General features: G+C 45.4%; 19 protein-coding genes. 10 read left to right on the top strand and 9 right to left on the bottom strand.

The genetic code is table 11. From position 1 onward, the window contains the following. The first annotated feature begins 178 nt into the window (after positions 1-178). The gene (locus tag QT990_RS31220; protein ID WP_333301088.1) at positions 179-1,063 is read left to right on the top strand and encodes an aspartoacylase; all 885 of its coding nucleotides are present in this window, start codon (positions 179-181) and stop codon (positions 1,061-1,063) included. A gap of 3 nt (positions 1,064-1,066) precedes the next feature. Here QT990_RS31220 and QT990_RS31225 read toward each other — a convergent pair whose 3' ends face one another. Continuing rightward, positions 1,067-1,780: a phosphatase PAP2 family protein gene (locus QT990_RS31225; RefSeq protein ID WP_333301090.1), complete on the bottom strand. Its 714-nt coding sequence runs from the start codon at positions 1,778-1,780 to the stop codon at positions 1,067-1,069. Positions 1,781-1,940: 160 nt separating this feature from the next. Between QT990_RS31225 and QT990_RS31230 the strand changes: the two genes are divergently transcribed. After that, positions 1,941-3,020, top strand: coding sequence for a M23 family metallopeptidase (locus QT990_RS31230; protein WP_333142379.1), 1,080 nt, complete (start codon positions 1,941-1,943; stop codon positions 3,018-3,020). 141 nt (positions 3,021-3,161) lie between these two features. Continuing rightward, positions 3,162-3,743 (top strand): hypothetical protein, encoded by a 582-nt coding sequence (locus QT990_RS31235; RefSeq protein ID WP_333142378.1) that lies wholly within the window; start codon positions 3,162-3,164, stop codon positions 3,741-3,743. Positions 3,744-4,027: 284 nt separating this feature from the next. Here the strand turns inward: QT990_RS31235 and QT990_RS31240 are convergent, their stop codons facing one another. Continuing rightward, positions 4,028-4,261, bottom strand: coding sequence for a hypothetical protein (locus QT990_RS31240; RefSeq protein WP_190662685.1), 234 nt, complete (start codon positions 4,259-4,261; stop codon positions 4,028-4,030). 116 nt (positions 4,262-4,377) lie between these two features. Beyond that, positions 4,378-5,811: a transposase gene (locus QT990_RS31245; RefSeq protein WP_333142377.1), complete on the bottom strand. Its 1,434-nt coding sequence runs from the start codon at positions 5,809-5,811 to the stop codon at positions 4,378-4,380. A gap of 422 nt (positions 5,812-6,233) precedes the next feature. On the opposite strand from QT990_RS31245, the gene QT990_RS31250 reads away from it, so the two are divergent. Together QT990_RS31250 and QT990_RS31255 are read left to right on the top strand one after the other, a co-directional pair. Further along, positions 6,234-8,369 (top strand): flavin-dependent dehydrogenase, encoded by a 2,136-nt coding sequence (locus tag QT990_RS31250; protein WP_333142376.1) that lies wholly within the window; start codon positions 6,234-6,236, stop codon positions 8,367-8,369. Between the two features lie 42 nt (positions 8,370-8,411). Further along, on the top strand, positions 8,412-9,503 hold the full coding sequence (locus QT990_RS31255; protein ID WP_333142375.1) for an RNA-guided endonuclease TnpB family protein: 1,092 nt from the start codon (positions 8,412-8,414) through the stop codon (positions 9,501-9,503). 158 nt (positions 9,504-9,661) lie between these two features. Here QT990_RS31255 and QT990_RS31260 read toward each other — a convergent pair whose 3' ends face one another. The 3 genes from QT990_RS31260 to QT990_RS31270 form a co-directional block, all read right to left on the bottom strand. After that, positions 9,662-10,996 (bottom strand): hypothetical protein, encoded by a 1,335-nt coding sequence (locus tag QT990_RS31260; protein ID WP_333142374.1) that lies wholly within the window; start codon positions 10,994-10,996, stop codon positions 9,662-9,664. Between the two features lie 278 nt (positions 10,997-11,274). Continuing rightward, a complete protein-coding gene (locus QT990_RS31265) occupies positions 11,275-11,937 on the bottom strand; it encodes a (2Fe-2S) ferredoxin domain-containing protein (protein WP_333466188.1) in 663 nt (220 codons plus the stop codon). A gap of 73 nt (positions 11,938-12,010) precedes the next feature. Then, positions 12,011-12,256, bottom strand: coding sequence for an Asr1405/Asl0597 family protein (locus QT990_RS31270; protein ID WP_333305334.1), 246 nt, complete (start codon positions 12,254-12,256; stop codon positions 12,011-12,013). Positions 12,257-12,619: 363 nt separating this feature from the next. On the opposite strand from QT990_RS31270, the gene QT990_RS31275 reads away from it, so the two are divergent. Beyond that, positions 12,620-13,162 carry a Dps family protein gene (locus QT990_RS31275; protein WP_242723503.1) on the top strand — a complete coding sequence of 181 codons (543 nt, stop codon included), beginning with the start codon at positions 12,620-12,622 and terminating at the stop codon, positions 13,160-13,162. A gap of 197 nt (positions 13,163-13,359) precedes the next feature. Here QT990_RS31275 and chlP read toward each other — a convergent pair whose 3' ends face one another. After that, positions 13,360-14,580, bottom strand: coding sequence for a geranylgeranyl reductase (gene chlP / locus QT990_RS31280; RefSeq protein WP_333214679.1), 1,221 nt, complete (start codon positions 14,578-14,580; stop codon positions 13,360-13,362). A 483-nt stretch (positions 14,581-15,063) separates the two neighbouring features. On the opposite strand from chlP, the gene QT990_RS31285 reads away from it, so the two are divergent. The 3 genes from QT990_RS31285 to QT990_RS31295 are packed head-to-tail and all read left to right on the top strand — an operon-like array spanning position 15,064 to position 16,306. Continuing rightward, positions 15,064-15,456 carry a hypothetical protein gene (locus tag QT990_RS31285; RefSeq protein WP_333050108.1) on the top strand — a complete coding sequence of 131 codons (393 nt, stop codon included), beginning with the start codon at positions 15,064-15,066 and terminating at the stop codon, positions 15,454-15,456. 40 nt (positions 15,457-15,496) lie between these two features. After that, positions 15,497-15,889 (top strand): hypothetical protein, encoded by a 393-nt coding sequence (locus tag QT990_RS31290; protein ID WP_333104410.1) that lies wholly within the window; start codon positions 15,497-15,499, stop codon positions 15,887-15,889. Between the two features lie 9 nt (positions 15,890-15,898). Further along, positions 15,899-16,306 (top strand): DUF6575 domain-containing protein, encoded by a 408-nt coding sequence (locus tag QT990_RS31295; protein WP_333142370.1) that lies wholly within the window; start codon positions 15,899-15,901, stop codon positions 16,304-16,306. A gap of 654 nt (positions 16,307-16,960) precedes the next feature. Here QT990_RS31295 and QT990_RS35935 read toward each other — a convergent pair. Further along, on the bottom strand, positions 16,961-17,065 hold the full coding sequence (locus tag QT990_RS35935) for an IS1/IS1595 family N-terminal zinc-binding domain-containing protein (RefSeq protein WP_445251657.1): 105 nt from the start codon (positions 17,063-17,065) through the stop codon (positions 16,961-16,963). Positions 17,066-17,268: 203 nt separating this feature from the next. Between QT990_RS35935 and QT990_RS31305 the strand changes: the two genes are divergently transcribed. Continuing rightward, positions 17,269-23,034, top strand: coding sequence for an AAA family ATPase (locus QT990_RS31305; protein WP_333142369.1), 5,766 nt, complete (start codon positions 17,269-17,271; stop codon positions 23,032-23,034). 128 nt (positions 23,035-23,162) lie between these two features. Here the strand turns inward: QT990_RS31305 and QT990_RS31310 are convergent. After that, on the bottom strand, positions 23,163-24,344 hold a 1,182-nt coding region (locus QT990_RS31310; RefSeq protein WP_445305465.1), incomplete at its 5' end, for a calcium-binding protein.

Consider the following 24,344-nt stretch of genomic DNA (forward strand, 5'->3'; position numbering starts at 1 on the left):
GGGTCATTTTTTAACGTTATATGCTTGCTATGTAAGCATTATAACCTATTTTTATCGTATTTTATGTTTAAGTCCCGTTAGTTGGGGAACGATAAATACACAAAGAAACCGCGTTTCTCATGTTTTTTACCAACAGATGACAAATGGTGCTACGCTGGGGATAGGAAGTTATTTGTTTATGAACCAAATTAAACGTGTTGCCATAGTGGGAGGAACCCACGGAAATGAACTCACAGGAATTTACCTCGTGAAGAAATTCGATCGCGCGCCAGAGTTAATTGGGCGATCGACTTTTGAAACAATCGCCCTGCTAGCCAATCCCAAAGCTTGCGAAATCGGGACACGCTACATCGATATCGACCTCAACCGCTGCTTTAGAAAGCAAGATTTAGAAAATCCCCATCTCTCCAGCTATGAAGCGCAGCGGGCGAAAGAAATCTACGGCATTTTTAGCTCAAAAAACACTCATCTGCCCAACTTAATTATCGATTTGCACAGCACCACATCCAACATGGGGGTAACATTTATTCTCGCCAGCCATCATCCATTTAACCTGCAACTAGCCGCTTATTTAACCTCTGTGTATCCCCACATCAAGCTACTCGCTTCTACAACCAAGAATCATGATAGTCCTTTGCTGCGATCGCTTTCCGAATTAGGCGGTACGCTGGAAGTTGGTGCAGTCCCGCAAGGGATATTAGATGCGTCTTTATTTCAGCAAACTGAGCAAGTTGTCGGCACGATATTAGACTGCGTAGAATCCTACAATCAAGGCACAATGCCTGCTGCAAAGAATCCCCTGACTATTTATCACACCATTGGGGCGATCGACTATCCCAGAAACGAGAACCGAGAAATTCAGGCAATGATTCATCCCGATCTGCAATCCAGAGATTATCAAGCCCTAAATCCCGGCGATCCGATGTTTTTGACCTTTGATGGTGAGTCGCTCTTGTATGAAGGTAAATCAACCGTTTATCCAATTTTCATTAACGAGGCTGCTTACTACGAAAAAGGAATTGCCATGTGTTTTACGCAAAAGCAAATAGTTGTTAGTTATTAGTCATTAGTCATTAGTTATTTCTGGAGAGGGTTCTGGTGACAAAAACTCCTCTTTAGAAGCCGTAGTAAAAGAACGCAATTCCTTCCATATTTCCAAAGTGATAATACAGGTAATCAGCCACACCAAACCAGCCGTATAACCAGCAATAACATCGGTAGGCCAGTGAACTCCTAGGTAAAGCCGACTCAAACCAATAGCAGCAATTAATACAACTGTCAAGCTGTAAATCGACCAGCGCTGCTTGGGAAAGCGTTCACCCAAGAAATATCCTAGCAAACCGTAAATAACCATTGAAATCATCGCGTGGCCGCTAGGAAAACTGTAAAATGTTACATTAACAACGCGCTCCCAAAGTTGAGGTCGATCGCGGGCAAAAAGTTTTTTTAACAGTAAATTTAAACCGATCGCTCCCCCAGCCGCGAGCGCAATAGTTGCACCTTCCGATCGGTGATTGCGCGCTAGCAAAACAATACCCAACGTCAGACAAATCACTAGCAGCAACTTCGGCTCGCCCAAAAAGGTAAAGCCCAGCATTACTCCATCGCGCAGCGGAGTGTGAAGGCTCCTGAGATATAGTAAAATAGATGTATCGAAAGCGTAACTTTGTTTTCCCAACACGTCTTCGGCAATGGTGGCAAATCCCCACATCCCCAAAGCAGCAACAGCAAGCCCGGCCAGCCGAATTATCGAAATGAGCGATCGAATTTTAGAACCCATTCTTGAACTCATTAAAATTTTAAAATTTCCAACTCAAAATAATACAACAAATATAGGAAACGAAAACGCCTTACCCATCGTCTAGATTCTTGATCCCCTCTATTCTGAATCATTAATTGATTTTTCACTACCCACCTCAGCTTTTACATCCAACGGGCGAATGACTATACTATCAAAAAAATACATTTCTGCAATTTTCTTGACCTTGGGGTTGACAAGTCTGTCTAGCTGTGCTAATAACAGCGGAGTAAGTGCCCCGATCGCCGAAGCCAACACCATCGCCCAGCGTCTCGTCTCTACCGCAGTCGCCCAAAAGCCCAACAACCCGCAATTCGGCCAGCCGATCGACTGTACCCTAGGCAAAGATTGTTTTGTATTGCTGTATTTCGATCGAGAACCCGGCCCCACCGCCGTAGATTTTGGCTGCGGGCGTCAAACCTACGACGGCCACGACGGCACAGACTTTGCCATTCCCGACGCCAAAGCAATGGCAAAAGGAGTTCCAGTTATTGCCTCCGCTGCAGGCAAAGTTTTGCGAGCACGAGATGGTGTGGTCGATCGGCGTTTACAAAACGAGACAGAGAAAGCCAACATCGCAGGCACAGAATGCGGTAACGCCATAGTGATCGATCACGGCGCAGGCTGGGAATCCTACTACTGTCATCTCCGCAAAGGCAGCGTTGCCGTCAAACCGGGGACGCAGGTACAAAAAGGCACTGTTTTGGGCATGGTGGGAAACTCTGGGATGGCATCTTTCCCCCACGTACACGTAACTTTTCGCTATCAAGGCAAACCCGTAGATCCGTTTGTCGGCCCCGACGCGAAGGTAGGCTGCAACATCGCCCGCAATCCCATCTGGGACAAACCTCTAGACTATATTTCCACAGGTTTAATTCGGGCCGGTTTTGCCAATAAGCCGCCGGACGAGAACGCTGTCTGGGAAGGAAAATTTTCCGGGACTCAACTCCCTGCAAACAGTCCAGCCTTGTTGTTTTGGGTGCAAAGTTACGGAGTGCTCAAGGGCGATCGCGAACAATACAAATTATTTGCACCCAACGGCACAACCATCGCCGATCAGACCAATGAAATTAAAGCCCCCAGCCGCACTTGGTTGGGTTATGTCGGCAAAAGAAACAGTACAAATTCTCCTGTGATTCCGGGAGTTTGGCGGGCCGAATACCGGTTGATGCGGGGCGATCGAGTTTTGGCAGAAGTCAAGCGAGAAGTAGAGTTGCGTTAGTCGCCAAGTTACTCATACCAAATTCCTTTGAAAACGAGCATCAAATATGTTAAAATAACAACAATATTTTTTCATTTTTGATGGTCAAGTTTTCCTGGGCTCGTAAGAAAAATGTCATACAGCCAATTCACAAACCTAGAAATGATTGAAACCAACTTTGGCATAACCATTGCTGACAAAGTTGGTATTTTTGCCGATTTACCCGACGCCGAGTATAGCGAGCTTCTCAGCCAAACTCTGCAAGAAAACATTTCTTTGGCTTTAGCAATTAATACCGAAAAAGCTCGCTCCGAATTAATTGTCACACCTATTTTAGTAGAACTGAGAAAGCAGTTTAAGTATCAAATTAGCTTTTTTTCAGGAAAAGAGTTTAATGTAGATTTAGGAAAAGGATTAACGGGTTTCTGTGATTTTATGATTAGTCGTTCTCCCGAACAATTGCTAATCAAAGCGCCCGTGGTCGCCTTAGTAGAAGCTAAAAATGATAATATCCAAGCTGGGCTTCCACAATGTATGGCAGAAATGATTGCCGCTCAAATCTTTAATGAAAGAAGAAACAATAATATTTCCGAAATATATGGAGTGGTCACAACAGGAACCAATTGGAAATTTTTACGGCTTAGTAATCAACTTATGGAAGTTGATTTAAATGATTATTTTATTGATAATATTAGTAAAATTATTGGCATTTTAAAATATTTGATCGATGCAGATCACCTATGAAACTGGGAGCCAACTTATAGCAGGAGGCAGGAGGCAGGAGGCAGGAGGCCGACGTAATGAGAGCGAGGGTTTCAGCAATCGATATCGTCCGGCGCCGCCTTGGCGGTTGCTATATGAAATTTGCTCAATATAGATAAATTTAACAATGACTTAACCATAATTTTTACAACATCACAAATTCTCCGGGACAATCTAGCTTTCATCAGCTTGTTGTCGCCGGCTTGATCGCTCATCCTTCCCCGTCTAACGCGAGCGTTCGGGAGGGTGGTTTGGATGGGGAGAATTTAGGGCAAATTGTTCCAAGCTTGAGCCACAATGTCGCTCAGCCATAGCCTCTGAGCAAAATCGAGCAGATTGTCGTCGGCTAGTACCTCAGCCTTCAATTCATCCAAAGACTGAGATCGCGATCGAGCTATTTGAATCACACCCGCGATCGCCGACGCCACCAATTCTTCATTCAGCGGCTGCTGTCGCAAAGCAATCATTTCTTGAGGATTCGTAGGAATGGGATAATTCATGAGATTGCATACCGAAAGGAGTAGATATTCAGCCACTGCGGGCCAACCGAGAGCAAGAGCGATCGAAAACCTAAAAATCTGAGAACATTGTAAACTTATGTGAACGAACCTGACGGTCAACTGGGTACAGTTAAACCGCAGGCTTCTTTTTCCTTTTTTGCAAAGGCTTTTTTGAGTGACGAAGTTCCCCCGCCACTTTTGTAATTCAGGCCAATCTTTTTGATCAGCTTAGCTGAATTTTCGTCTCGATCCAAAGATTCTCCACACTGACAGGAATGCCACCGCGCAGACAATTCTTTCGGTACTTTATTGAGGCAATTCCAGCAGTGTTGAGAAGTTCCATTGGGATCTATAAACAAAACGCTCTTACCTAATTTCCCAGCAACATATTTGAGGACGGTCACAAATTGACCGTGAGCCGCATCAAGCATTGATTTATTCAAACCACTTTTAGCAGCTTGCCCATTTGGTAAATAAACCAAGTTACCATTCTCAATATCAGTCTTAGGCTTGGCGCGTCTAGTCAGATTCTTGATACTCAAACCTTCAACTATTAAAACATCACATTTGCTAAATAACTCATGTGCTGCTTTGAATTGAAAATCCAGCCTTGCCCTGGCTACAAATTGGTGGAGTTTAGAAATTTTACCCTTGATAATTTGCCAAGGTTTAGAATTCTTGACTCTATTAGCTAGCTTCGCTTGAAGTCTTGCTAATTTCTCAGCATATTTCCTTAATAACCTAGGGTTTTCAATTCTGTCGCCAGTGGAAAGATAGACATAATTGGTGATTCCCAAGTCAATACCGAGACTGTTTTCTTCGGTCGGTTGAATTTCTACAACCGTTACGGGAACTGTTGTATCTTCTAGCGTCAGGGAAATATACCACCCATCTGCTTCTTTGATAACACTTCCAGTCTTAACCTTGAAACCTGTCGGTATTCGACGATGAAAAACCATCGGTACTTGACCTATTTTTTTGAGGTCAATACAAATCCTATTTTGCTCATCCTTGATAATATCGAGATTATCCAATTGAGGGTAAGTAAAAGATTTGTAGTAATGGAAACCCTTGAATTTGGGTTGACCTCTACGATTGCCGTTTTTGTCCGGTGTTGTAAAATTTGAAAAGGAAGTTTCCACTCGGTTGACCACATCCTGCAAAACCTGAGAATCTAGGTTTTTATAATCAGAAAATAGCTTCTTGGTGTTTTTTAAGTCAGCTAACTGTATGGTTTGCCATTGCACATAACCGCCTTCAACGTTTGAGAAAACATCACCTTTTTTCGTTAAAGGATTACCTAATTCATCTTTTTTTCTACCATCTCTAGTTTGTACCCTGGTCAAAGGGATATTTTTATAGACTTCTTCAATTGGAACTATAGATGCAGTCAGAGGGCAAGCGTTAATAGTCGTTCTCGTTGACTCCCACCATCTAAATCTTTCACTTAGTCGGTAGTTATATTGCCTGCGACAAAGCTCTAGGTGTGTTGTAATGGTTGTTAGTTGAGCTTTTGTAGGTTTAAGGCGGTATTTGTAAGTTAGCTGCATAAGAAACTTCCTTTTTCGACCTTTTTACAGTATAGTTGGTGTCGGTCACGAAGACAATACTGATAATAAGAAATAATCAACCTTCGTAAACAATATAAGTCTCTGGCAAGTTGTTAATTTAAAAACAGATTTCCTGCGAGAGTTTATAACTTTTTCAACAATCATGAGGTACATTATCACTCAATGTGTTCACGGTGTATAATTGTCGGTCTTCGTCCGCGACGACCGACGCGCCTTTCATCACGCGGGCGTAATTTATTTGGGGTACTTCGCGCTTGCGCTCAGATGTTTCCCCTCTAAATATACCGAGAGACTTCTCGGCTGACAGTTAAAACTCAATAAGTATTCGGGAGTATAGCCTACTTTGCTCCCTTGTCAACTCCCCCATCTTTATTAATTTATTCAGCATTGAGAGCCTAATCATGCAAGAAATTCTTTATCTAGAAGTCCCGACACCAGATACAGCAGCCGTCTGCACTTGGTTGCAGCACGAATTCGATCCCGGAATCGGAGAAAAAATTATTACTCCTGACGGTTTTCGCCTGCTTTCACCGGCCACAACAGCCGAGGTTCTCAAGTCTGGAACTCAAAAGGCCAATCCAAAACCCGCATTGGCTGACACCAATTCAGGAAACCAAAATTGGCGATCGACAGAACTTTCCACCTTTGTCTGGTCACTGCAGCGCACAACTTATTTAAAAGTCTTTCGTCTAGAAGACGCCCCCGCTGGAGAAAGAAAGTTCCTGGAAGCTCTGAATCTTGCTGTGAGAAACAAGTTTCCCGATCGCTACCGGGAACCCCCTGTCATAGACCTCTCCAAACAGTCAATTTTTGACGATCTTGCCCCCTATTACCCATTGACCGTCAAATACTTCCAAAAAATGCCGAATGGCGAATACGACCTCAAGCGCGTCTACTGGTGGGAACAGCGTTGGCGCGAAAGCACTCGCAATCCTCAAAAGCCAAAACAAGTAGTGTTTTTGAAGGAAGAGGGAACAGGGAAGAAGGTAGAAGACACGATTTCGGTGTCTGATTCTGGCGATACTTTTTATGACTTAATTTATATTGGCGGGGCCTTGGGAGTGATTCACGCCGCAGTCATGGCGAGATTGGGCTACCGGGTGCTGCTAGTTGAACGAATGCCTTTCGGGCGGATGAATCGCGAGTGGAATATTTCGCGGGATGAAATTCAAAGCTTAATTGATTTGGGTTTATTTACTGCGGCAGAAATCGAAACTTTGATTGCCAGAGAATACAAAGATGGCTACAACAAGTTTTTTGATGCTAACAATCCGCTCGTGGCTAAAGCGCCAGTTCTGCACACACCGAAGGTACTAAATGTAGCTTTGGACGGAGAGAAATTGCTGAATTTAGCGGGAGTGAAGCTAACAGAAGCTGGCGGGGAAATCTGGGACGAAACTGAGTTTATCAGAGCCGATGTTGAAGCAGAAAAAGTAGTAGTTCAGGGCCGCCACTTGCCGACAAAAGCCGATCGCACTGCATTAGGACGGCTGCTGGTGGATGCAATGGGTTCGGCTTCTCCCATCGCTTGGCAATTGAACGAAGGGCGGACTTTTGACAGCGTTTGTCCGACAGTGGGAGCAGTCATCGACGGAGGATTTGAGCCGGGAATATGGGATTCCGAGTACGGGGATGTACTCCACACTCACGGGGACATTTCCCGCGGACGCCAGCTCATTTGGGAGTTGTTTCCCGGCGCCGGCACAGAACTGACAGTTTATCTATTTCACTACCACCAAGTACATCCAGAGAATCCCGGTTCTTTGCTGGAAATGTACGAGGATTTTTTCGCAATTTTGCCGGAATACCGCCGCTGCGATGTCGATAAATTGGTGTGGAAAAAACCGACCTTTGGTTATATTCCGGGGCATTTTAGCAGCAACAGCAGCGATCGCTCCGTGGCGATCGATCGCCTAGTCTCGATCGGCGACGCAGCATCCTTGCAATCTCCCCTCGTTTTCACCGGCTTCGGCTCTCTTGTCCGCAATCTTTTCCGCTTAACAGACCTTTTGGATACAGCATTAAAGCACAATTTGTTGACGGCAAATCACTTAAACCAAATTCGCGCCTACCAGAGCAATGTTTCAGTAACTTGGCTATTTTCTAAAGGCATGATGGTTCCTACCGGCAGCAGTTTGCCACCCCAAAGAATTAATTCAATGCTCAATACCTTTTTCGGTATTTTGGCAGCACAAAAACTCGCCGTCGCCGAAACTTTTATTAAAGACAGAACCGACTGGCTAACTTTCAATCGACTGGCGCTCGAAGCAGCGGGAAAAAACCCTTCTCTCCTATTGTGGATTTTAGATTTTGTCACCTTGGGGGATATTTGGCGCTGGCTGGGAAGTTACTTGAATTTTACTCTGCTGGCTTTGGCCAGTTTGCTGTTCGGATGGCTTCCCAGCTTCGCCCGCAGGGTACAACCTTGGTTGGAACCCCGGTATCCGGGTGTTTGGCTGTGGCTGTTGGCTACCAGCTATGCTCTCACCTACGGCATGGGAAAGGGGAGAAAAGAGCAAGACTTAAGTACCAAATAGTTCGCTAAAAATATCCATAGTTAATCGTTGAGGAGAAGTTTTGTGTTTGCCGTCAAGCGAGCGCTCAAATTGAATAACCGGGAAGCGACCTTGATGGCAAAACACGCAGGATTTCGGCGGGTAGTGTTTAACATGGGGTTGAGCTTGCGGACTCAAATGTATAGCGGGGGACAATTCACGGACTCACAGGTACTTAACGAAGTCAAAAAAGTTCTCACCCACTACGTCAAGAAACAGCCTGAATTCGCTTGGATGAATCAATTATCTAGTCGAGTTTATCAAAATGCTTTGATTGACTTGAAAGATGCTTTTAGTCGGTATCGCTCTGGAAAAGCAGGTCATCCAAGATTTGCTAGTCGCCGAGACGGTCAATCTTTTACAGTTGATTCGTCTAACGGCAAAGTTTTACTAAATGCTGGCAGCACGATCAAGATTCCTACATTGGGAACTTTTCGACTCTACGAAGCCCTAGAATGCGGTTATGTGTCTCAAACTTTTACGATTTCAAAAGAAGGAAGTCGTTGGTTTGTTTCCTTTGGCGTTGATGCCGAACGTTTGCCAGTTCAACAACCTGAGAATGCTGTAGGAATCGATTTAGGCATCAAGTATGCGGCCACGCTGTCAACTCAGCAGGTCTTTGAGGCGCCGAAGCCGTTAAAAAAAGCGAAAACCAAGCTTGCTACCTTGCAGCGCCAAGCATCAAAACAGGTAATAGGCTCCCAAAATCAGCGCCAAACCTACCATAAAATCCGTCGGCTCCATGCACGGATAGCTCGTATTCGCTTAGATTTTCTTCACAAGCTAACAACTTATTTAGCCCAAACTTTTAAGCTAATTAAGATTGAAAACTTGAACGTTCAAGGAATGATGGCGAACCACAAGCTGTCCGGGGCAATATCGGATATAGGTTTTTACGAGTTCAAACGTCAACTCGATTATAAGTGTAAAATGTATGGGGCAAATTTAGTGCTGGTAGACCAATGGTTCCCCAGCACTAAAACTTGTTCTAATTGTGGCACTAAAAAAGATATGCCACTAAGCATTCGGACTTTTGACTGTCCCGCTTGTGGCATATCTTTAGATCGTGATTTCAACGCCAGCATCAACATTTTAAACTGGGAACCCTCGGCTTGAGGGGGATAGCCTACTTATCTTGGGATTAGCCGTCTACCCAACAGCGTAGGAAGTAAACTCCGAATTGTGTCTAAAGATGGCTTTAGGTAAGTTTAGATAAGTTTTACAAAGCAGTGTTGAGTTTTGACTTTTAACTCAAAACTAGCAACTTCAGTTCGCTATCGAAAACTCGGCAATTCAATTTCAGCTAGCGATCGACGTTTTTTAGAAGCCCGCAGCGGACTGGCAATCAAGCTCAGCCAGTCTGGTTGGGCGACTGCTGTAGGTTTTGCCACACTCGATCGCACTTCTTGAATGCCAAAGGTTTCAACAGAGTTCAAAATTTGAAAAGCCCTAGCCAATTCTTGAGCCTCCACTTTGGTAGCAGTTTCGGCGGGTTCAGACTCAGCCATCGGCAGTTCAGGTTCCGCAACCGGTTCGGCCGAGTCAGTTGCCGGCTCATCAGGCTGGTTGGTTTCGCTCTTGTGCAATTGAATGCCGGACACTTCGGCTAATTTGTTGAGTTCCAGATTGGCTGGGGATTCAGGCTCGATCGCCTCGGTAGCAGCGGCTACCTCTGGAAGCCCTTCTGGTTCCGACCAAGGTTGGACAGGGGAAGCGTTGAAGGCTGGCGGCACTGGCATCTGAGAGCTTTTGACCGCCGCGAGCAAAGATTCTAATTGTGCGCTGGCGGTTTCCAGATTATTGTCAGGCTGCTCGATCCTCGGCGACTTTACCTGTGGCCTGTCCAAACTTCTTTCCAAGGCAGCTTTGAATTGCAGAGTGTGGCGCTGCTGGCGGTGCAAGCGGGCTCGCAATTCCCTGCAAATATTTTCTGTGGCTACTAACTGGTGTAACTGTTCGTTGTAGCGCTGCACAGTAGACGCACATTCTCGCTCAACAGTCGCTAGCCTGACTTGGCTGGTTGCCAACTGACTTCTTAAACTTTCGACTAAAATTTCTTGACTTTGGAGGGTTTGATGGGAAACTTCCACTTTGCCAAACAACCGCGTCAATTGTTCTTGAGTATTTTCGAGTTCTGCAGTCCGCTGTTCTAGCAAAGTTTCGCGATTCTGCAAGGTTTTTTGGGACTCTTCCAGAGCTGTTTCTAGCTGCGCGATGCGCTGTAAAAGGTCGCGGTTGCATTCGTGCAGCGCTTGCATAAGGGTGACTGGGGTCGATCCTTTGCCCTTGGCCTGTTCGGCATTCCCAAGCAGATTTTTTAGATTCTCTGACATCGGGGGCGAGCCCGCCTCAGTCGGCTGTGTCGGAGATTGCGAATTTTTTGTTTCAGGTTTTGTGGGAATTGCATCTACGCTGATGGCGTTGGGAAAATCTACTGTTTGCCAGTCTTCTTCTGGCTGTTGGGGAACCGTTGCGGGAGTGTCTGTCGCATCGGGGGCGATCGGCTCAAAACCCCCAGTAGCAGCAAAATCTGAATGAAATGGTTCGGTATCGGATGGAACAGCAGGGTGCGGTTGGTGCTGATGGGCTCGAAGATCAGCTTCTGACATGGCTTTTTATCCCAATACTCACAGGGTCTCAGATACAGTCTATCCTTAGAGATTCTACAGAAGGAAGCCCCTCAGTGATAGTTGTTGTCATTTTTTCTGTTTTTTAGGACAATAGCGTCTGAATCGAGTGGCGCGATCGATCGAACTACAACCCGAACTCAAATTAAGGCGTAAGATGCGCCTGCGATCGCCCTACAGACGTGAGTTTTTCGCCCAGAGTCCTATTAAAATAATTTTTCCCGATCTCTAACGCACTGTTTCGCTATCCGTGCGATCGCCTAAGCTTTAACAACTGAAAAATGTTTGTCAATGATTGCTGGAACTTCTGCCGGTGCAATGCGAGTGTAGCGAGTTTTGTCCGGCATCACAACTATATTTGGGCCTGCTTTACACTGTTTGAGACATCCGGTTCCCTGTACTGTCACTTCGTCTTCTAAACCGCGCGCATTCAAAGCATTTTCTAAAGCTTTACAGACTCCTCCAGCGCCCCGCTTCAGGCAGTCTGATTTTTGACATACTAATATTTTGGTTTGGGTTTTTGCCGGAGCTTTTACAGTTTGAGCTGCTGTGGGAGAGCTGACTTCGGTTTTAGCGATCGCGCGATCGTCGGATGTCAATACCGCAACAGGCCCATTGGTGGAGTCGAGCTGTTCGTGCGATCGATCGTTGTGACCCTGAGCCAGCTTGAGGCTGCGAGCTTTAAGTTTTATTTTACCGTTTTTCAAGTTAAGTTCTTTCTCACCTACAACTTGAACTCTCAACCCCGGTGTCAAAATAGGCGACAGAAATGCCCGCAATTCCTTGCAAAGTTTAACAAGATATTCTACTCCCCGATCGTTGCTAATTCGCAAATATTTAAGTTTGCAACCATCTTCAATAATTAGGCCGAGGATTTCTCCTTCTAAACTGAATTCGGAAACTTGCTTGCCAGATTTATACATTGTTATGACTCCTTTAAATCCGTTACATCCGTTACATCTTGTACGCTGCTCGTTGCCGAACTTCCTTCTACCTTTACCCAATTTGCCAGCAGCATTCCAGCCACTGCACCAGTTCGTATCGAGGGGCACTGACTTGCCTCAACACGCTCATTAACTGAGCCGCTTGTTTAGCAGTGTTGACTTTTGCCCGCAAAGGTTGGTCAACCGCACACCAGCAGGGAATTTCTAGCTCTTGCAAGCGTTTGTAAACTTGCCACCTATCTAGCCAACCCACTTGCACAATGTCACAAACTTCTAATTCTGGATCTGCTGGATTCATTTTTTAACAACAGTAATAATTTGCATTAATTTTTGCTCCTGACTGGTAGCGTGGAGAAGTTAAAAGCCAGATTTCAGCAGAACCTCAAGGATTATCAAAAGCCCTTCCTGAAAAATTCTGCCTTTTGCCTTCTGCCTTCTGCCTTCTGCCTTCAGAAGGTTCGCCCCATTTTCAGGAAGCGTTCAGAACGAGAATCTTTTTAAGCATAACCCAACTGCTAATAATTCTCAATAGGTTTAGAAAAAAATTTTCCTACTGTACAAAATTTTCTACTATCGAGGTAGACGCTACTTGACTGGTAAATCTAGGGTGCTAGACTGAAGTCTATTGGCAACAAAACTGCCTATTGAGAGGAGAACACACATGGCCCAGACTCAGAGTGCATTGAGACCATTTGGCCACATAGCCGAAAACCCAGTTCTACTGGAACATTCAGTCACAGCACCGATTTGTGAAGGAATGAACGCGCTGCTGGCCAGTTTTCAGGCTTTATACCTGCAATATCAAAAACATCATTTTGTGGTGGAAGGGGCAGAATTTTACTCCTTGCACAAATTCTTTGAAGAAAGCTACGGAGAAGCTCAAGATAGCGTCCACGAGTTGGGCGAACGGTTAAACGGGTTGGGCGGCATACCAGCAGCTAGCTTTAGCAAGTTAGCTGAGTTGTGCTGTTTTGAGCCGGAAGCCGACGGCGTATATTCCTGCCGCCAAATGCTAGAACACGATTTAATTGCAGAGCAAGCTATCCTTGGTTTGCTGCGGCGTCAAGCAGGACAAGCAGAAAGTTTGGGCGATCGAGCTACCCGCTACCTCTACGAAAAAATCCTGCTAAAAACAGAAGAGCGAGCTTATCACATTTCCCACTTCCTCGCCCCCGATACTTTAGTGCAGTTGAACTTGAATTAATCATCGGTTTGCTGTTACTCGGCGGTTGAAACCGCTACTACACACACAAAGTCTGCCTCCGCAGACTAAGAGTATATCTAAAAAAGCGCGATCGGCTTTTTAACCGATCGCGCTTTTTTATACAATGTGCGATAAAATTTGAGTTCCCCGACTTCTCCAAAAAGTCGGGGAGCTGGGGGAAGTTCTCCAGCAGGCAATTAAGGCGCTAAAGCATTGCCACGCAACAAGCTACCAATGGTTTTCGCAGTAATCTTCATCTGGATGAAAGGATTTGCTGGTACTACTGTTTTATACAAGTAGCTATCGAATGTGAGTTTCTGCACATCGCGATCGGCACACATTTCCACAAAAGCTTCGCGGGTAGCGTCGGAACGGTAGAACACGCGCTGCAAAATGTCGAGAACTTTGTAAGTAATGCCGTAGGCTTTATCCCACCGCTTCAGGTAAAGCTTGATTTCCTCTTCAGTCGGAATGCGCGCGCCTTTATTGGAAATCTCAACAATAGTTTCGGCGCACATCCGGCCAGACTTGGCGGCAAAATAGATACCTTCGCCAGAAGACTTGGTAACGTAACCTGCGGCGTCGCCTACGAGAGCAACTCGGCCGACAACCCGGCGAGGACGCGGATGTTCCGGGATGGGGTGAGCTTCCACTTTAATAATCTCACCGCCCATCAGTTTTTTGGCAGCGCGGGCGCGGACGCCTGCTTGCAGCTTTTTGATGCTGGCTTGATTGACTTTCATCGTGCCGGTACCGACGGCTACGTGGTCGTATTTGGGGAACACCCAAGCGTAGAAGTCGGTAGATACGTCGTCGCCGACGTACATTTCGGCTAAGTCTTCGTAGTAAGCCATTTTATCTTCCGGCAGGCGGATGCGCTCTTGGAAGGCGATCGCATAATTGTAGTCGCCAGCGTCGATCGCCTTTGCTACGCGAGAGTTAGCGCCGTCAGCCCCAATTACCAAATCCACTTTCAGAGTTTTCTGAATACCCATTGCGCTGCCGTCGGAGTGGTCGGCATAGTGGAGAGTGTAGGGGTCTGTATTGTTGCCGGGAATTTCTAATTTGTGAACGGTGCCGTTAATCAGTTTTGCACCCAAGGAAGCGGCGCGATCGCGCATGAAGCCATCGAGCACTTCGCGGCGGCACATACCGATGTATTCGTGTGCGTTTTCAATATTGATGTCCACCTCGACATTGGAGGGGGAGATCATTTTCATTTTTCTGACTTGGCGGTCAATAATACTTTGCGGCAAGTCAAATTCGCTGACCATGCACAGGGGAATCGCCCCACCGCAGGGTTTGGCGTTGTCTAATTTACGCTCGAATAGGTATGTTTCGATGCCTGCTTTTACCAATGTTTCGGCGGCGGAAGAACCCGCAGGGCCTGAACCTACTACTGCAACCCTTAGTGTCAAAGCTTTTCTCTCCAGTTTTTTTCTATAGGCATTACTCAGGTGTGATGGTATCACGGACTTGGGATGCGGTGGCGTGAAGCAGGGGAGATTTCAATGAAATGAAACAGAGCTTAACAGTTCGATACGAAAATTGGGTTTCGGGCAGTAGGTGCGATCGAATATCTTAAATTTTTTAGTGTAGATGAAGGTGGATGGACGGTGATGTGCCTTGATCTGCCCTGGTGTGCGATCGAACATTTTGCCCTATTTTCTAAGAACAGGCAAGATGCCTGTTCCACAAAGAGTGAATTTTCTGCTTGTGGGGAGTAGGGGTTGGGCCGAAGAGCCCGCCCGGACATGAACAAGCTTCCCTAGGCTGTTCCACAAAGAGTGAATTTTCTGCTTGTGGGGAGTAGGGGTTGAGCCGAAGAGCCCGCCCGGAATAGGTTAGAACCAGTCCAATAAGTTACATTAAAGTTACTTGCAGTTATATCTAAAATTCTTATGCTCGGTAATTTTCAACAAAGCAACCTGCGGATTGAGCTTGAAGCTTCCGAAACAGCGATTAGAGACAGCTTGTTGCGTCCAACTCAATTGCAGCAGTGGCTGTGGCCGCAGCAGTTGTCTAGCGGTTTGCCGGAAGAATTTGCTCAAGGTTTGACCTTTACAAGTTGGCTGGGCCCCGTGGCAGTTCAGCATCACGTTGATATTGTTGAGCACAATTGTCTGCGGCTGTTATTGAGTCAGGGAATTGACGGGTTTCACGAATGGTATTGGGGCGATGGTTGGGTGCAGTCTCGGTTGGAGGGAGTGTCGCTGCTGCCGCTGAATTTGGGGCAAACGGCTAGTTTACTCCGGCTGCGGGAGTTTGTAGCCGGGAAGGGTAAGGGGAAGTAGGAAGTAGGAAGTAGAGCAACATCATCTAAAAGCTTATCGAATGCAGTGGCCCGATTGTTTCCCACCTGATTGCCCGCCAAACGACGCTAAAGAGCCGTGCGATCGAGTTTATCGCCTGATTCAACAAGATTCTGCAACGGCTGATGATTTTTTGACAGTCCGCCAACTTTACCCAAATCGACAATTTCCTGACAGCGAAAAAGAATGCCGTTCCTGTGCTCTCTCTGTTTTTACTTCAAGAGATGATGTGACAGTTAACCGCAGAACTGGTCGGTTTAAAAATATGAAAGTTGCTGTGGCAAATTTGACTCCCGATTCAGGACGAATCAAGCACACTCCCTCACCGGGTACTAAGAATTCTCACCACAGTTGGTGGGTTCCAGTTAACGTTGAAGCCTTGACTTTATTTGAAGCTGTTGATGTCACTGAGTGAGGTATAGTTATGAGCCTGCTTCCAGAGTCTACTCATTTAGGCAAATTGGAAATTATCGAGGTTTACGAGTATTACGATGTACCGTGCCTATTTGCTTGCCGAAATGCGTCAGAACAGATATTTCTTGCAGTTTGGGCAAGTCAAACAAAAGAAATGGGAAGATGGTTTTATGTTCCCATGTCTATCGGTCGGTTTAAGCGGGTTCGGTCGGGAAGTATTGATATCCGAGATGCTTTTGTAACCGCTGAAGATGGTTTTGTTTATGAAGTTATCATCCCCTGCGACGATAGTTTTGACAGGGTGATAGCTGTTTCTTGCCAAGAACTAAATGATGAATGGCTTCCTATGGCTGGTGAATTGCTTGATTTTGGGGACGAACCTTTGCCGGCATTGTTTCAAAAGCAAGAGGTGAGTTGATTTTTTGGTAGTCCTGCATAGCAAGGAAAAATCCTAAATATTTTTACGGGTAAAAAGCGTTGTAATGATGATACATACCAGAATATCCCCGCATAATGGGAGAGCTTTGTAGATGAGGACAGACTCTTTTTTACAATTTATTACAACAATAGCGAGATATGCTTTGCCTCAGGGTGTTATTTAATCTTTCGATATCAAAAGTTGGGTCGGTATCTTTGCCGACAGGTTTGTGTCGCTGGGGAGCGAAAACTTTTTAGAGGTGGCCCCAAAATCTGTATAATAGACGGCACATTGTCTGTCCACTACTGGGAGGGAATCCCAAAAACCTTTAGCACCCATTTCAACTCGACTTCCTATATACACCCCTAGAATTTCTTTGCTTAAGGCATCAATTGGCCCGCTCTTTCCAGTGCTTGTTCCCCTTATTGCCTAAAAACGACTACATTTCATCACATTGGATCGTTAGCTTGCCTTGGTTTTTTGACTTTAATTGAACTTTCCGGGGGACTGATCCTAATTGTTGAAACACACATAGTATTGGAACCAGCGGGGACACCCTCGTGAATTTGACAATCGCCACTCAAGATATTTTTTATAATAAAAGCCGATCGCTCAATTTTTTGTTTCTTCTGAAATCCTTTGATGTCTGGGGTTTTAAACAAACTGCCTGTGACAATCTCGACATTCAAAATTTTGCTTAGCGCTGGGGGTGGGACAATTTTTAACGATGTTTGGATAACCGAAACGGTGACAATTCATGGAGTTGAGAATTAACAAGGCTTAGGTACGTCGCATGATAACTCCTTACTCTTACTATGCCAGACCACCTGAAAGCCACTTCGCTGCCGAAAAATTAAGATTGTGTTATAAAAACATAATTTGTTCCTTTCTAAAGCGCTATTCTCGACACAACGAACCCGGTGCGTTTTGAGTTAGCTTTAATTTTTACCAGAAAAATAAATATGCTCTCCATTCCAGGTATTGCTGTCCAGAAGCTGCTTTACGAAAGTGCCAATTCTCTGGTTTACCGGGCGATTCGGGAAGCGGATCGCCAACCGCTCATCCTCAAACTGCTCAAAGAAAGCTACCCCACACCTCAAGAATTGCTACGCTACCGCACCGAATACCGCATCACGCGAGAGCTGAAAGAGGCGGGAGTCGTGCAAGTTTATGACTTGCAAAAATACCAAAACAGCCTCGTGATTTTTGTGGAGGACTTTGGCGGGGAATCCTTGAAAATATGGATGCAGGAGCGAAAGTTTAGCCTCAAGGAATTTCTGCAAATTGCGATCGCCACAACTGAAATTTTAGGGCAAATTCACAGCGCCAACATCATCCACAAAGATATTAACCCCTCGAATATTGTTTACAACCCCGAAACAAAACAATTAAAAATTATCGACTTTGGTATTTCTACTCAGCTAACGCGAGAAACGCCAACCCTGAAAAACCCCGACGTTCTTGAAGGAACTCTCGCTTACATCTCGCCAGAACAAACTGGCAGGATGAATCGCACTCTCGATTACCGGACTGACTTTTACTCCCTCGGCGTCACCTTCTACGAATTGCTGACAGGAAAATTGCCTTTTGAGACAAAAGATGCTTTAGAGATAGTTCACTGCCACATTGCCAGACAACCAGTTGCCCCGCACGAAATCAAGCCAGAAATTCCCCTAATTGTCTCGCAAATTGTCAGCAAGCTGATGGCAAAAAATGCGGAAAATCGCTATCAAACTGCATTGGGTATCAAGCAGGATTTAGAAATGTGTCTGGTTCAATTACAAGAAACCGATAGCATAGAAGAATTTGACTTGGGAACGCTGGATATTACAGACCATTTCCTGATTACCGAAAAACTCTACGGCAGAGAAAGTGAAGTTGATCATCTATTAGCTGCCTTTGAGCGAGTCAGTATCGGTAGCGCCGAAATGATGCTGGTGGCTGGCTTTTCTGGGATTGGAAAAACCGCAGTAGTGAACGAAGTCCATAAGCCGATCGCCCGACAGGGTGGCTATTTTATCAAAGGCAAATACGACCAATTTCAACGCAATATTCCTTTCTCAGCATTTGTGCAAGCATTTCGGGAATTGATGGGACAATTATTATCAGAAACTGACGCTCAGTTACACAGATGGAAAACCCTGATTCTCACCGCAGTAGGCGAGAGTGGGCAAGTCTTGATTGACGTAATTCCTGAATTAGAACACATCATTGGCCCTCAAAGTCCTGCACTAGAATTGTCGGGGAGTGCCGCCCAAAATCGCTTCAATCTGCTGATGCAGAAATTTGTGCAAGTATTTACCCAAGCAGAACATCCCTTAGTGATGTTTCTGGACGATTTGCAGTGGGCAGATTCGGCATCGCTGAAATTGCTACAACTATTGATGGAAGATACCGGGCATCTGTTAGTATTGGGTGCTTATCGGGATAATGAGGTATCACCAGCTCATCCGTTTATGTTGACTGTGGATGAGATTGTGAAGTCTGGGGCAGTGGTGAATACGATTACCCTGGAACCGTTGAGTTTAGCAGATCTAAATCAGTTGGTAGCAGATACGCTGATTTGTGATTTATCTTTTGCTCAACCTTTGACAGAATTGGTTTATCAAAAAACCAAAGGTAATCCCTTTTTCTCTACTCAATTCCTCAAGTCGCTGTATGAAGATGGTCAAATTATCTTTGACCCCCCTGTGTCCCCCCTTACTAAGGGGGGAAGTAAAGGGGGGTGGCAGTGCGATATTGCTCAAGTTAGACTTACCCACGCCTCGGATGTGGTGGAGTTTATGGCGGTGCAATTGCAGAAGTTGCCTGCACAAACTCAGGATGTCCTCAAACTTGCCGCGTGCATTGGAGCGCAGTTTGATTTAGAGAGATTGGCAATAGTCAACGAAGAACTACCCGAAAAAACGGCATCAACCCTGTGGAAAGCATTGCAAGAAGGACTCATTTTACCCATTACAGAAGGCTATAAATGCTTCATTCCAACAGATGCTCAATCCAATACTGAGTCTATTACCAATCCAACTTATCGCTTCCTGCACGATCGCGTCCAGCAAGCGGCTTATTCCTTGATTCCTGACAACCAAAAACAAGCTATTCATCTGAAAATCGGACAGTTACTTGTCCAAAATTATTCGGATATAGAAATAGAAGAAAAACTCTTTGATATTGTGGGGCATTTGAATCAAGGAATTGAGTTAATCAATCAATTAAGCGAACGAGAAGCCTTAGCCCAACTAAACTTAGAAGCTGGACGTAAGGCTAGAAATTCTACCGCCTACGCAGCCGCAATGACCTATCTGCAAACAGGGATTGAGCTACTGAGAGCCAACTGCTGGCAAAGTCAGTATGAGTTGACGCTGAATCTCTATGTTGCTGCTGCCGAAGCCGCCTATTTGAATGCTGACCTTGAAAACATGGAACAGATGGCAGCACAGGTGTTGCAAGAAGCTAAGACGATTTTAGACAAAGTTAAAATTTACGAAATTTCAATTGCCGCCCAGACAGCCCAGGGCAAGCTGTTGGAGGCGATCGCAGTGGGCAGAGATGCACTCTTGCAACTGGGGGTTGAACTCCCTACCGAACCTGACGAAGCCAAGATTGGCAAGGCGCTACAAACCCTTGCCAGTCAACTCCAGGGAAGAAGGGTGGAAAAACTGGTTGACTTGCCTGTGATAACTGATGCCAAGGCTCAGGCTGCCATGCCATTATTAGGAACGTTATATGCTTCCATCTTTATAGGAATGCCGAGTTCGATGCCCCTACTTAGCTCCACGATGGTAAGTTTATCGCTCTCCTTTGGGAATGCACCCGCATCAAGCGTGGGATATGCAATTCACGGTATGGTGTTGTGTGCTTTTTTGGGAGAAGTAGAAACTGGTCATGCCTTTGGCAAATTAGCGCTCTCATTGCTCGAACACTTTAATATGCGGGAATTCAAGTCCACCATTTTAGTTATGTTTGGGGGCTTTATTCAGCATTGCCAAGAATCTTTGAGGGCAACGATACCTACGCTAAAAGATGGCTTTACGGCTGGCATGGAAACTGGTGATTTTCTACACGCTGGCTACAACATAAGTCTATACTTTTATGCCCACTTTTTCGGTGGGGTAGAACTAGACAATTGGGAACCAGAAATAGCAGGTTACAGCGCTGTCATGGCGCAGGTAAAGCAATGTTCTCCCCAGACTTATTTGGATATGACGCGGCAGATGATGCAGAACTTAAGGGAAACCATAAGTCGGCCGGACTGCTTAATTGGAACTGCCTACGATGAAACGAGTATGCTTCCTAAGCATTATCAGGACTATGACCTCAATGGTATCGCTATAGCCTACATCTATAAACTGCTACTGGCCTACGTTTTTGGCAATTACCCTGGGGCCCTAAACCACATTGCTCAAGCCAAGCAGTATTTAATGGCAGTATCGGGAATGGTTTTTACTCCTATTTTTCATTTTTATGCAGCACTGACACACCTGGCACTGTTCTCCACACAGCCAGAAATGGAACAAACTGAAATTCTCGTCCAAGTGGAAATTTATCAAACTAATCTGCATCAATGGGCACAAAATGCTCCCATGAATCATCTACATAAATGGTATTTGGTTGAGGCAGAACGCTATCGCGTTTTGGGCAATAAAGCTGAGGCTATTGAAATGTACGATCGCGCCATTGCTGGAGCTAAAGAAAATCAATTCCTCAACGAAGAAGCCCTTGCCAACGAACTCGCAGCCAAATTTTACATAGAATGGGGTAAAGAAAATTTTGCCCAACTCTACATGATTGAGGCATATTATTGTTATGTCCAATGGGGAGCCACTGCTAAGGTAACAGATTTACAAACGCGATATCCTCAGTTATTGAAACCAAAACCGGGAAATAAAAACACTAAAACTACCGCAACAGTGACCACCACAGGTTCGGGTAATAACTTAGATATCACCACAGTAATGAAAGCTTCTCAGGCGATTTCTGGGGAAATATTGCTGGATAAGTTAATGTCTAGCTTGATGAAAAATTTGATGGAAAATGCAGGGGCGCAAAGAGGATATCTGATTTTGTCAACTCAGGGAAAACTGTTAATTGAAGCTGAAGGGACAATAAATTATGAAAAAGTTACCGTGTTGCAGTCAATCTCAGTTGAAAATTGTCAGGAACTTTCCTCCGCAATTGTCAACTATGTGGCCCGCACTCAAGAAAGCGTGGTACTTGATGATGCTGTCCGATCGGGACAATTTACCAACGACCCCTACATCCAAAAGCATCAGCCCAAATCAATTTTATGTGTACCGCTGATTAACCAATCTCAAATCGTCAGTATTGTTTACCTAGAAAACAATCTGACAGCCGGAGCTTTTACCCCAGAAAGAGTGGAACTATTAAAACTGTTATCGGGACAAGCGGCTATCTCAATTCAAAATTCTAAACTCTATACAGAAATCCGCGAAAGTGAAAACAGGCTGACTCAATTTTTAGAAGCAATTCCAGTGGGGGTGTCAGTGCTGGATGCTTCTGGCAAACCTTACTATAGTAATCGCGTTGCTATTCAATTATTAGGTAAAGGAGTTATTCCTAACGTCAGCAGCGAACAAATCTCCGAGGTTTATCAAGTGTATAAAGCTGGTACCGATCGGGAATATTCCTCTGCTGAATTGCCAATTGTGCGAGCGTTGAGGGGCGAAAGTGCCACCGCTGACGATATGGAAATCCACCAAGGCAACAAGATTATTCCGATCGAGGCTTGGGGTACTCCCATCTATGATGAAAAGGACAATATTTCTTATGCACTTGTAGCCTTTCAAGATATCACGGAGCGTAAAAAAGCAGACACTGAGCGAATCAGATTTACCGCTGAACTGTTTCTACTCAACCAAGCTTACGAGCGCTTCGTTCCCAATCAGTTCCTTCAGTTTTTAGATAAATCAAGCATTATTGATGTGGAATTGGGCGACCAAGTGCAGTTAGAAATGTCGGTGCTATTTTCCGACATTCGCGACTTCACCACGCTTTCGGAAACTATGACGCCGAAGGAGAATTTCCGATTTATTAATTCCTATCTTTCTCGCATGGAACCAGTTATTAATGAAAATAACGGGTTTATTGATAAATATATTGGCGATGCGATAATGGCGCTGTTTAGCGGCGAGGCGAATAATGCGGTGAAAGCCGGAATTGCTATGCTGCACTGCCTCGTTGAATACAATCAAAATCGCGCTAATTTTGGCTGTGCGCCGATTCAGATTGGGATTGGAATTAATACTGGAACTTTGATGCTGGGAACGGTGGGCGGTCAAAATCGCATGGACGGGACGGTAATCAGCGATGCGGTGAATTTAGCTTCTCGCGTGGAAAGTTTGACAAAAAATTATGGGGTGTCGCTATTAATTACACCGTCAACTTACTCGCGTTTAGAAAATCCATCCCAGTATGCAATCCGCACCCTCGATACGGTAAAAGTCAAGGGAAAATCTGAATTAGTAACAGTTTATGAGGTCTTTGATGCTGACCCGCCAGAAATTAAAGAGGGCAAGTTAGCTACGTTGGAATTGTTTGCAGAAGCTAGGGCAATTTACTGGGAAAGGAAATTTGCTGAAGCGGCGCGGCTGTTTGCCGAGTGTTGGCGTCAGAATCCGGGCGATGCCGTCGCTAAAATGTACTGGGAACGCTGTGAGTCTGCATTGTTGACTCGCACAAAAATCAAAGACAGGCTACACAATTTACATTAAGCAGTTGCTATACCTGAAAATCACAGCAAAAGTACGATCGACTGCTGAGACACGCTACAAACTAGGCGATCGAAATCGGGTAGGTATGTTGTTGCGCTTTAGCGCTAAAGCGCAACAACATACGAAGTCTAAACAGTTACTGCCTGAACTATACTGCTGGCAGTGACTCCTTTCAAGACAGCTAAATATTCTCCTGTTACCTGATACTGAATTATAGTATCGCTAACAAAAGCGCCGATTCCTTGATAAATATTTAACTGGCTAAAAGCAAGGGGGCCAATTAAATCAATTTTGTCTTGATTTAGGGTGAAATCATTAATCACATCGGCGGCGGCTAAGTCTGTTCCACCAGTATCGATCGCGATCGCAAACACATCAAAACCCAATCCGCCTGTGAGAGTGTCGGCACCAATTTCTCCAAATAAGTAGTCATTGCCCGCGTCGCCAAACAATATATCGTCGCCATCGCCTCCGTAAATGCGATCGTTTCCCTTACCTGAGTAAATCAAGTCAGTACCGCCGTCACCCTGAATAAAATCAATCCCTTGGCCGCCAAAAATAATGTCATTGCCATCACCGCCCCTGATGCCGTCATCCCCTTTTTGTCCGTAAAGCAAGTCATCTCCTGCTTTGCCATGAAGATAGTCATTGCCGGGGCGTGCGTGGATAATGTCGTTTAATGCCGATCCTGTGAGGCGATCGTCCTTATCTGTCAAACCGATTACTGACTTTTTCAACAAGGTTGTGACATCGCCTAAGTTATCGTTATCGCTGATATTGACTGTGAGAGGGGCGACGAGATTATTATACAATGTGTCAGTGCTGGTAGTGGCGTGGCTAATTGGGCTGACACGATCGCCCTCAACAACCGCATCGTCAACCGCAGTCACCGTTACCGTTTGAGCGACATTCCAATTGGCGGGAGTAAAAGTAAGGGCAGGTAGGCTGACAGTAACTTGGCTTTCAGGGGTAATAGCGACGGTGACATTAGCAGTTGGCTGAGTATTTAGTCGCACTTTGTATATATCGTTGCCCAAGCTTTCGAGTACGTCGGTACTGCCAAGTGGTTCAAGGAAAATGACAGCGGGAGTACCTGAAGTTGGCGTTGGAGTTGGAGTTGTTGTCGGAGTTGGAGTTGTTGTCGGAGTCGGAGTTGGCGTTGGAGTCGGAGTTGGCGTTGGAGTCGGAGTTGGCGTTGGAGTCGGAGTTGGCGTTGGAGTCGGAGTTGGCGTTGGAGTCGGAGTTGGCGTTGGAGTCGGAGTTGGCGTTGGAGTCGGAGTTGGCGTTGGAGTCGGAGTTGGCGTTGGAGT

The sequence above is a fragment of the Microcoleus sp. T3_B1 genome (assembly GCF_036700445.1).
In the GTDB taxonomy this organism is placed as follows: Bacteria; Cyanobacteriota; Cyanobacteriia; order Cyanobacteriales; family Microcoleaceae; genus Microcoleus.

Excerpts from the sequence above, each read along its gene's own strand:
- QT990_RS35935 (WP_445251657.1), bottom strand. The coding sequence starts at position 17,065 with ATGAATTGTCACCGTTTCGGTTATCCAAACATCGTTAAAAATTGTCCC.
- QT990_RS31220 (WP_333301088.1), top strand. The coding sequence starts at position 179 with ATGAACCAAATTAAACGTGTTGCCATAGTGGGAGGAACCCACGGAAAT.
- QT990_RS31245 (WP_333142377.1), bottom strand. The coding sequence starts at position 5,811 with ATGCAGCTAACTTACAAATACCGCCTTAAACCTACAAAAGCTCAACTA.
- QT990_RS31225 (WP_333301090.1), bottom strand. The coding sequence starts at position 1,780 with ATGGGTTCTAAAATTCGATCGCTCATTTCGATAATTCGGCTGGCCGGG.
- QT990_RS31285 (WP_333050108.1), top strand. The coding sequence starts at position 15,064 with ATGCTCGGTAATTTTCAACAAAGCAACCTGCGGATTGAGCTTGAAGCT.
- QT990_RS31235 (WP_333142378.1), top strand. The coding sequence starts at position 3,162 with ATGATTGAAACCAACTTTGGCATAACCATTGCTGACAAAGTTGGTATT.
- QT990_RS31275 (WP_242723503.1), top strand. The coding sequence starts at position 12,620 with ATGGCCCAGACTCAGAGTGCATTGAGACCATTTGGCCACATAGCCGAA.
- QT990_RS31230 (WP_333142379.1), top strand. The coding sequence starts at position 1,941 with ATGACTATACTATCAAAAAAATACATTTCTGCAATTTTCTTGACCTTG.
- QT990_RS31305 (WP_333142369.1), top strand. The coding sequence starts at position 17,269 with ATGCTCTCCATTCCAGGTATTGCTGTCCAGAAGCTGCTTTACGAAAGT.
- QT990_RS31290 (WP_333104410.1), top strand. The coding sequence starts at position 15,497 with ATGCAGTGGCCCGATTGTTTCCCACCTGATTGCCCGCCAAACGACGCT.
- QT990_RS31240 (WP_190662685.1), bottom strand. The coding sequence starts at position 4,261 with ATGAATTATCCCATTCCTACGAATCCTCAAGAAATGATTGCTTTGCGA.
- QT990_RS31250 (WP_333142376.1), top strand. The coding sequence starts at position 6,234 with ATGCAAGAAATTCTTTATCTAGAAGTCCCGACACCAGATACAGCAGCC.
- QT990_RS31295 (WP_333142370.1), top strand. The coding sequence starts at position 15,899 with ATGAGCCTGCTTCCAGAGTCTACTCATTTAGGCAAATTGGAAATTATC.
- QT990_RS31265 (WP_333466188.1), bottom strand. The coding sequence starts at position 11,937 with ATGTATAAATCTGGCAAGCAAGTTTCCGAATTCAGTTTAGAAGGAGAA.
- QT990_RS31270 (WP_333305334.1), bottom strand. The coding sequence starts at position 12,256 with ATGAATCCAGCAGATCCAGAATTAGAAGTTTGTGACATTGTGCAAGTG.
- QT990_RS31260 (WP_333142374.1), bottom strand. The coding sequence starts at position 10,996 with ATGTCAGAAGCTGATCTTCGAGCCCATCAGCACCAACCGCACCCTGCT.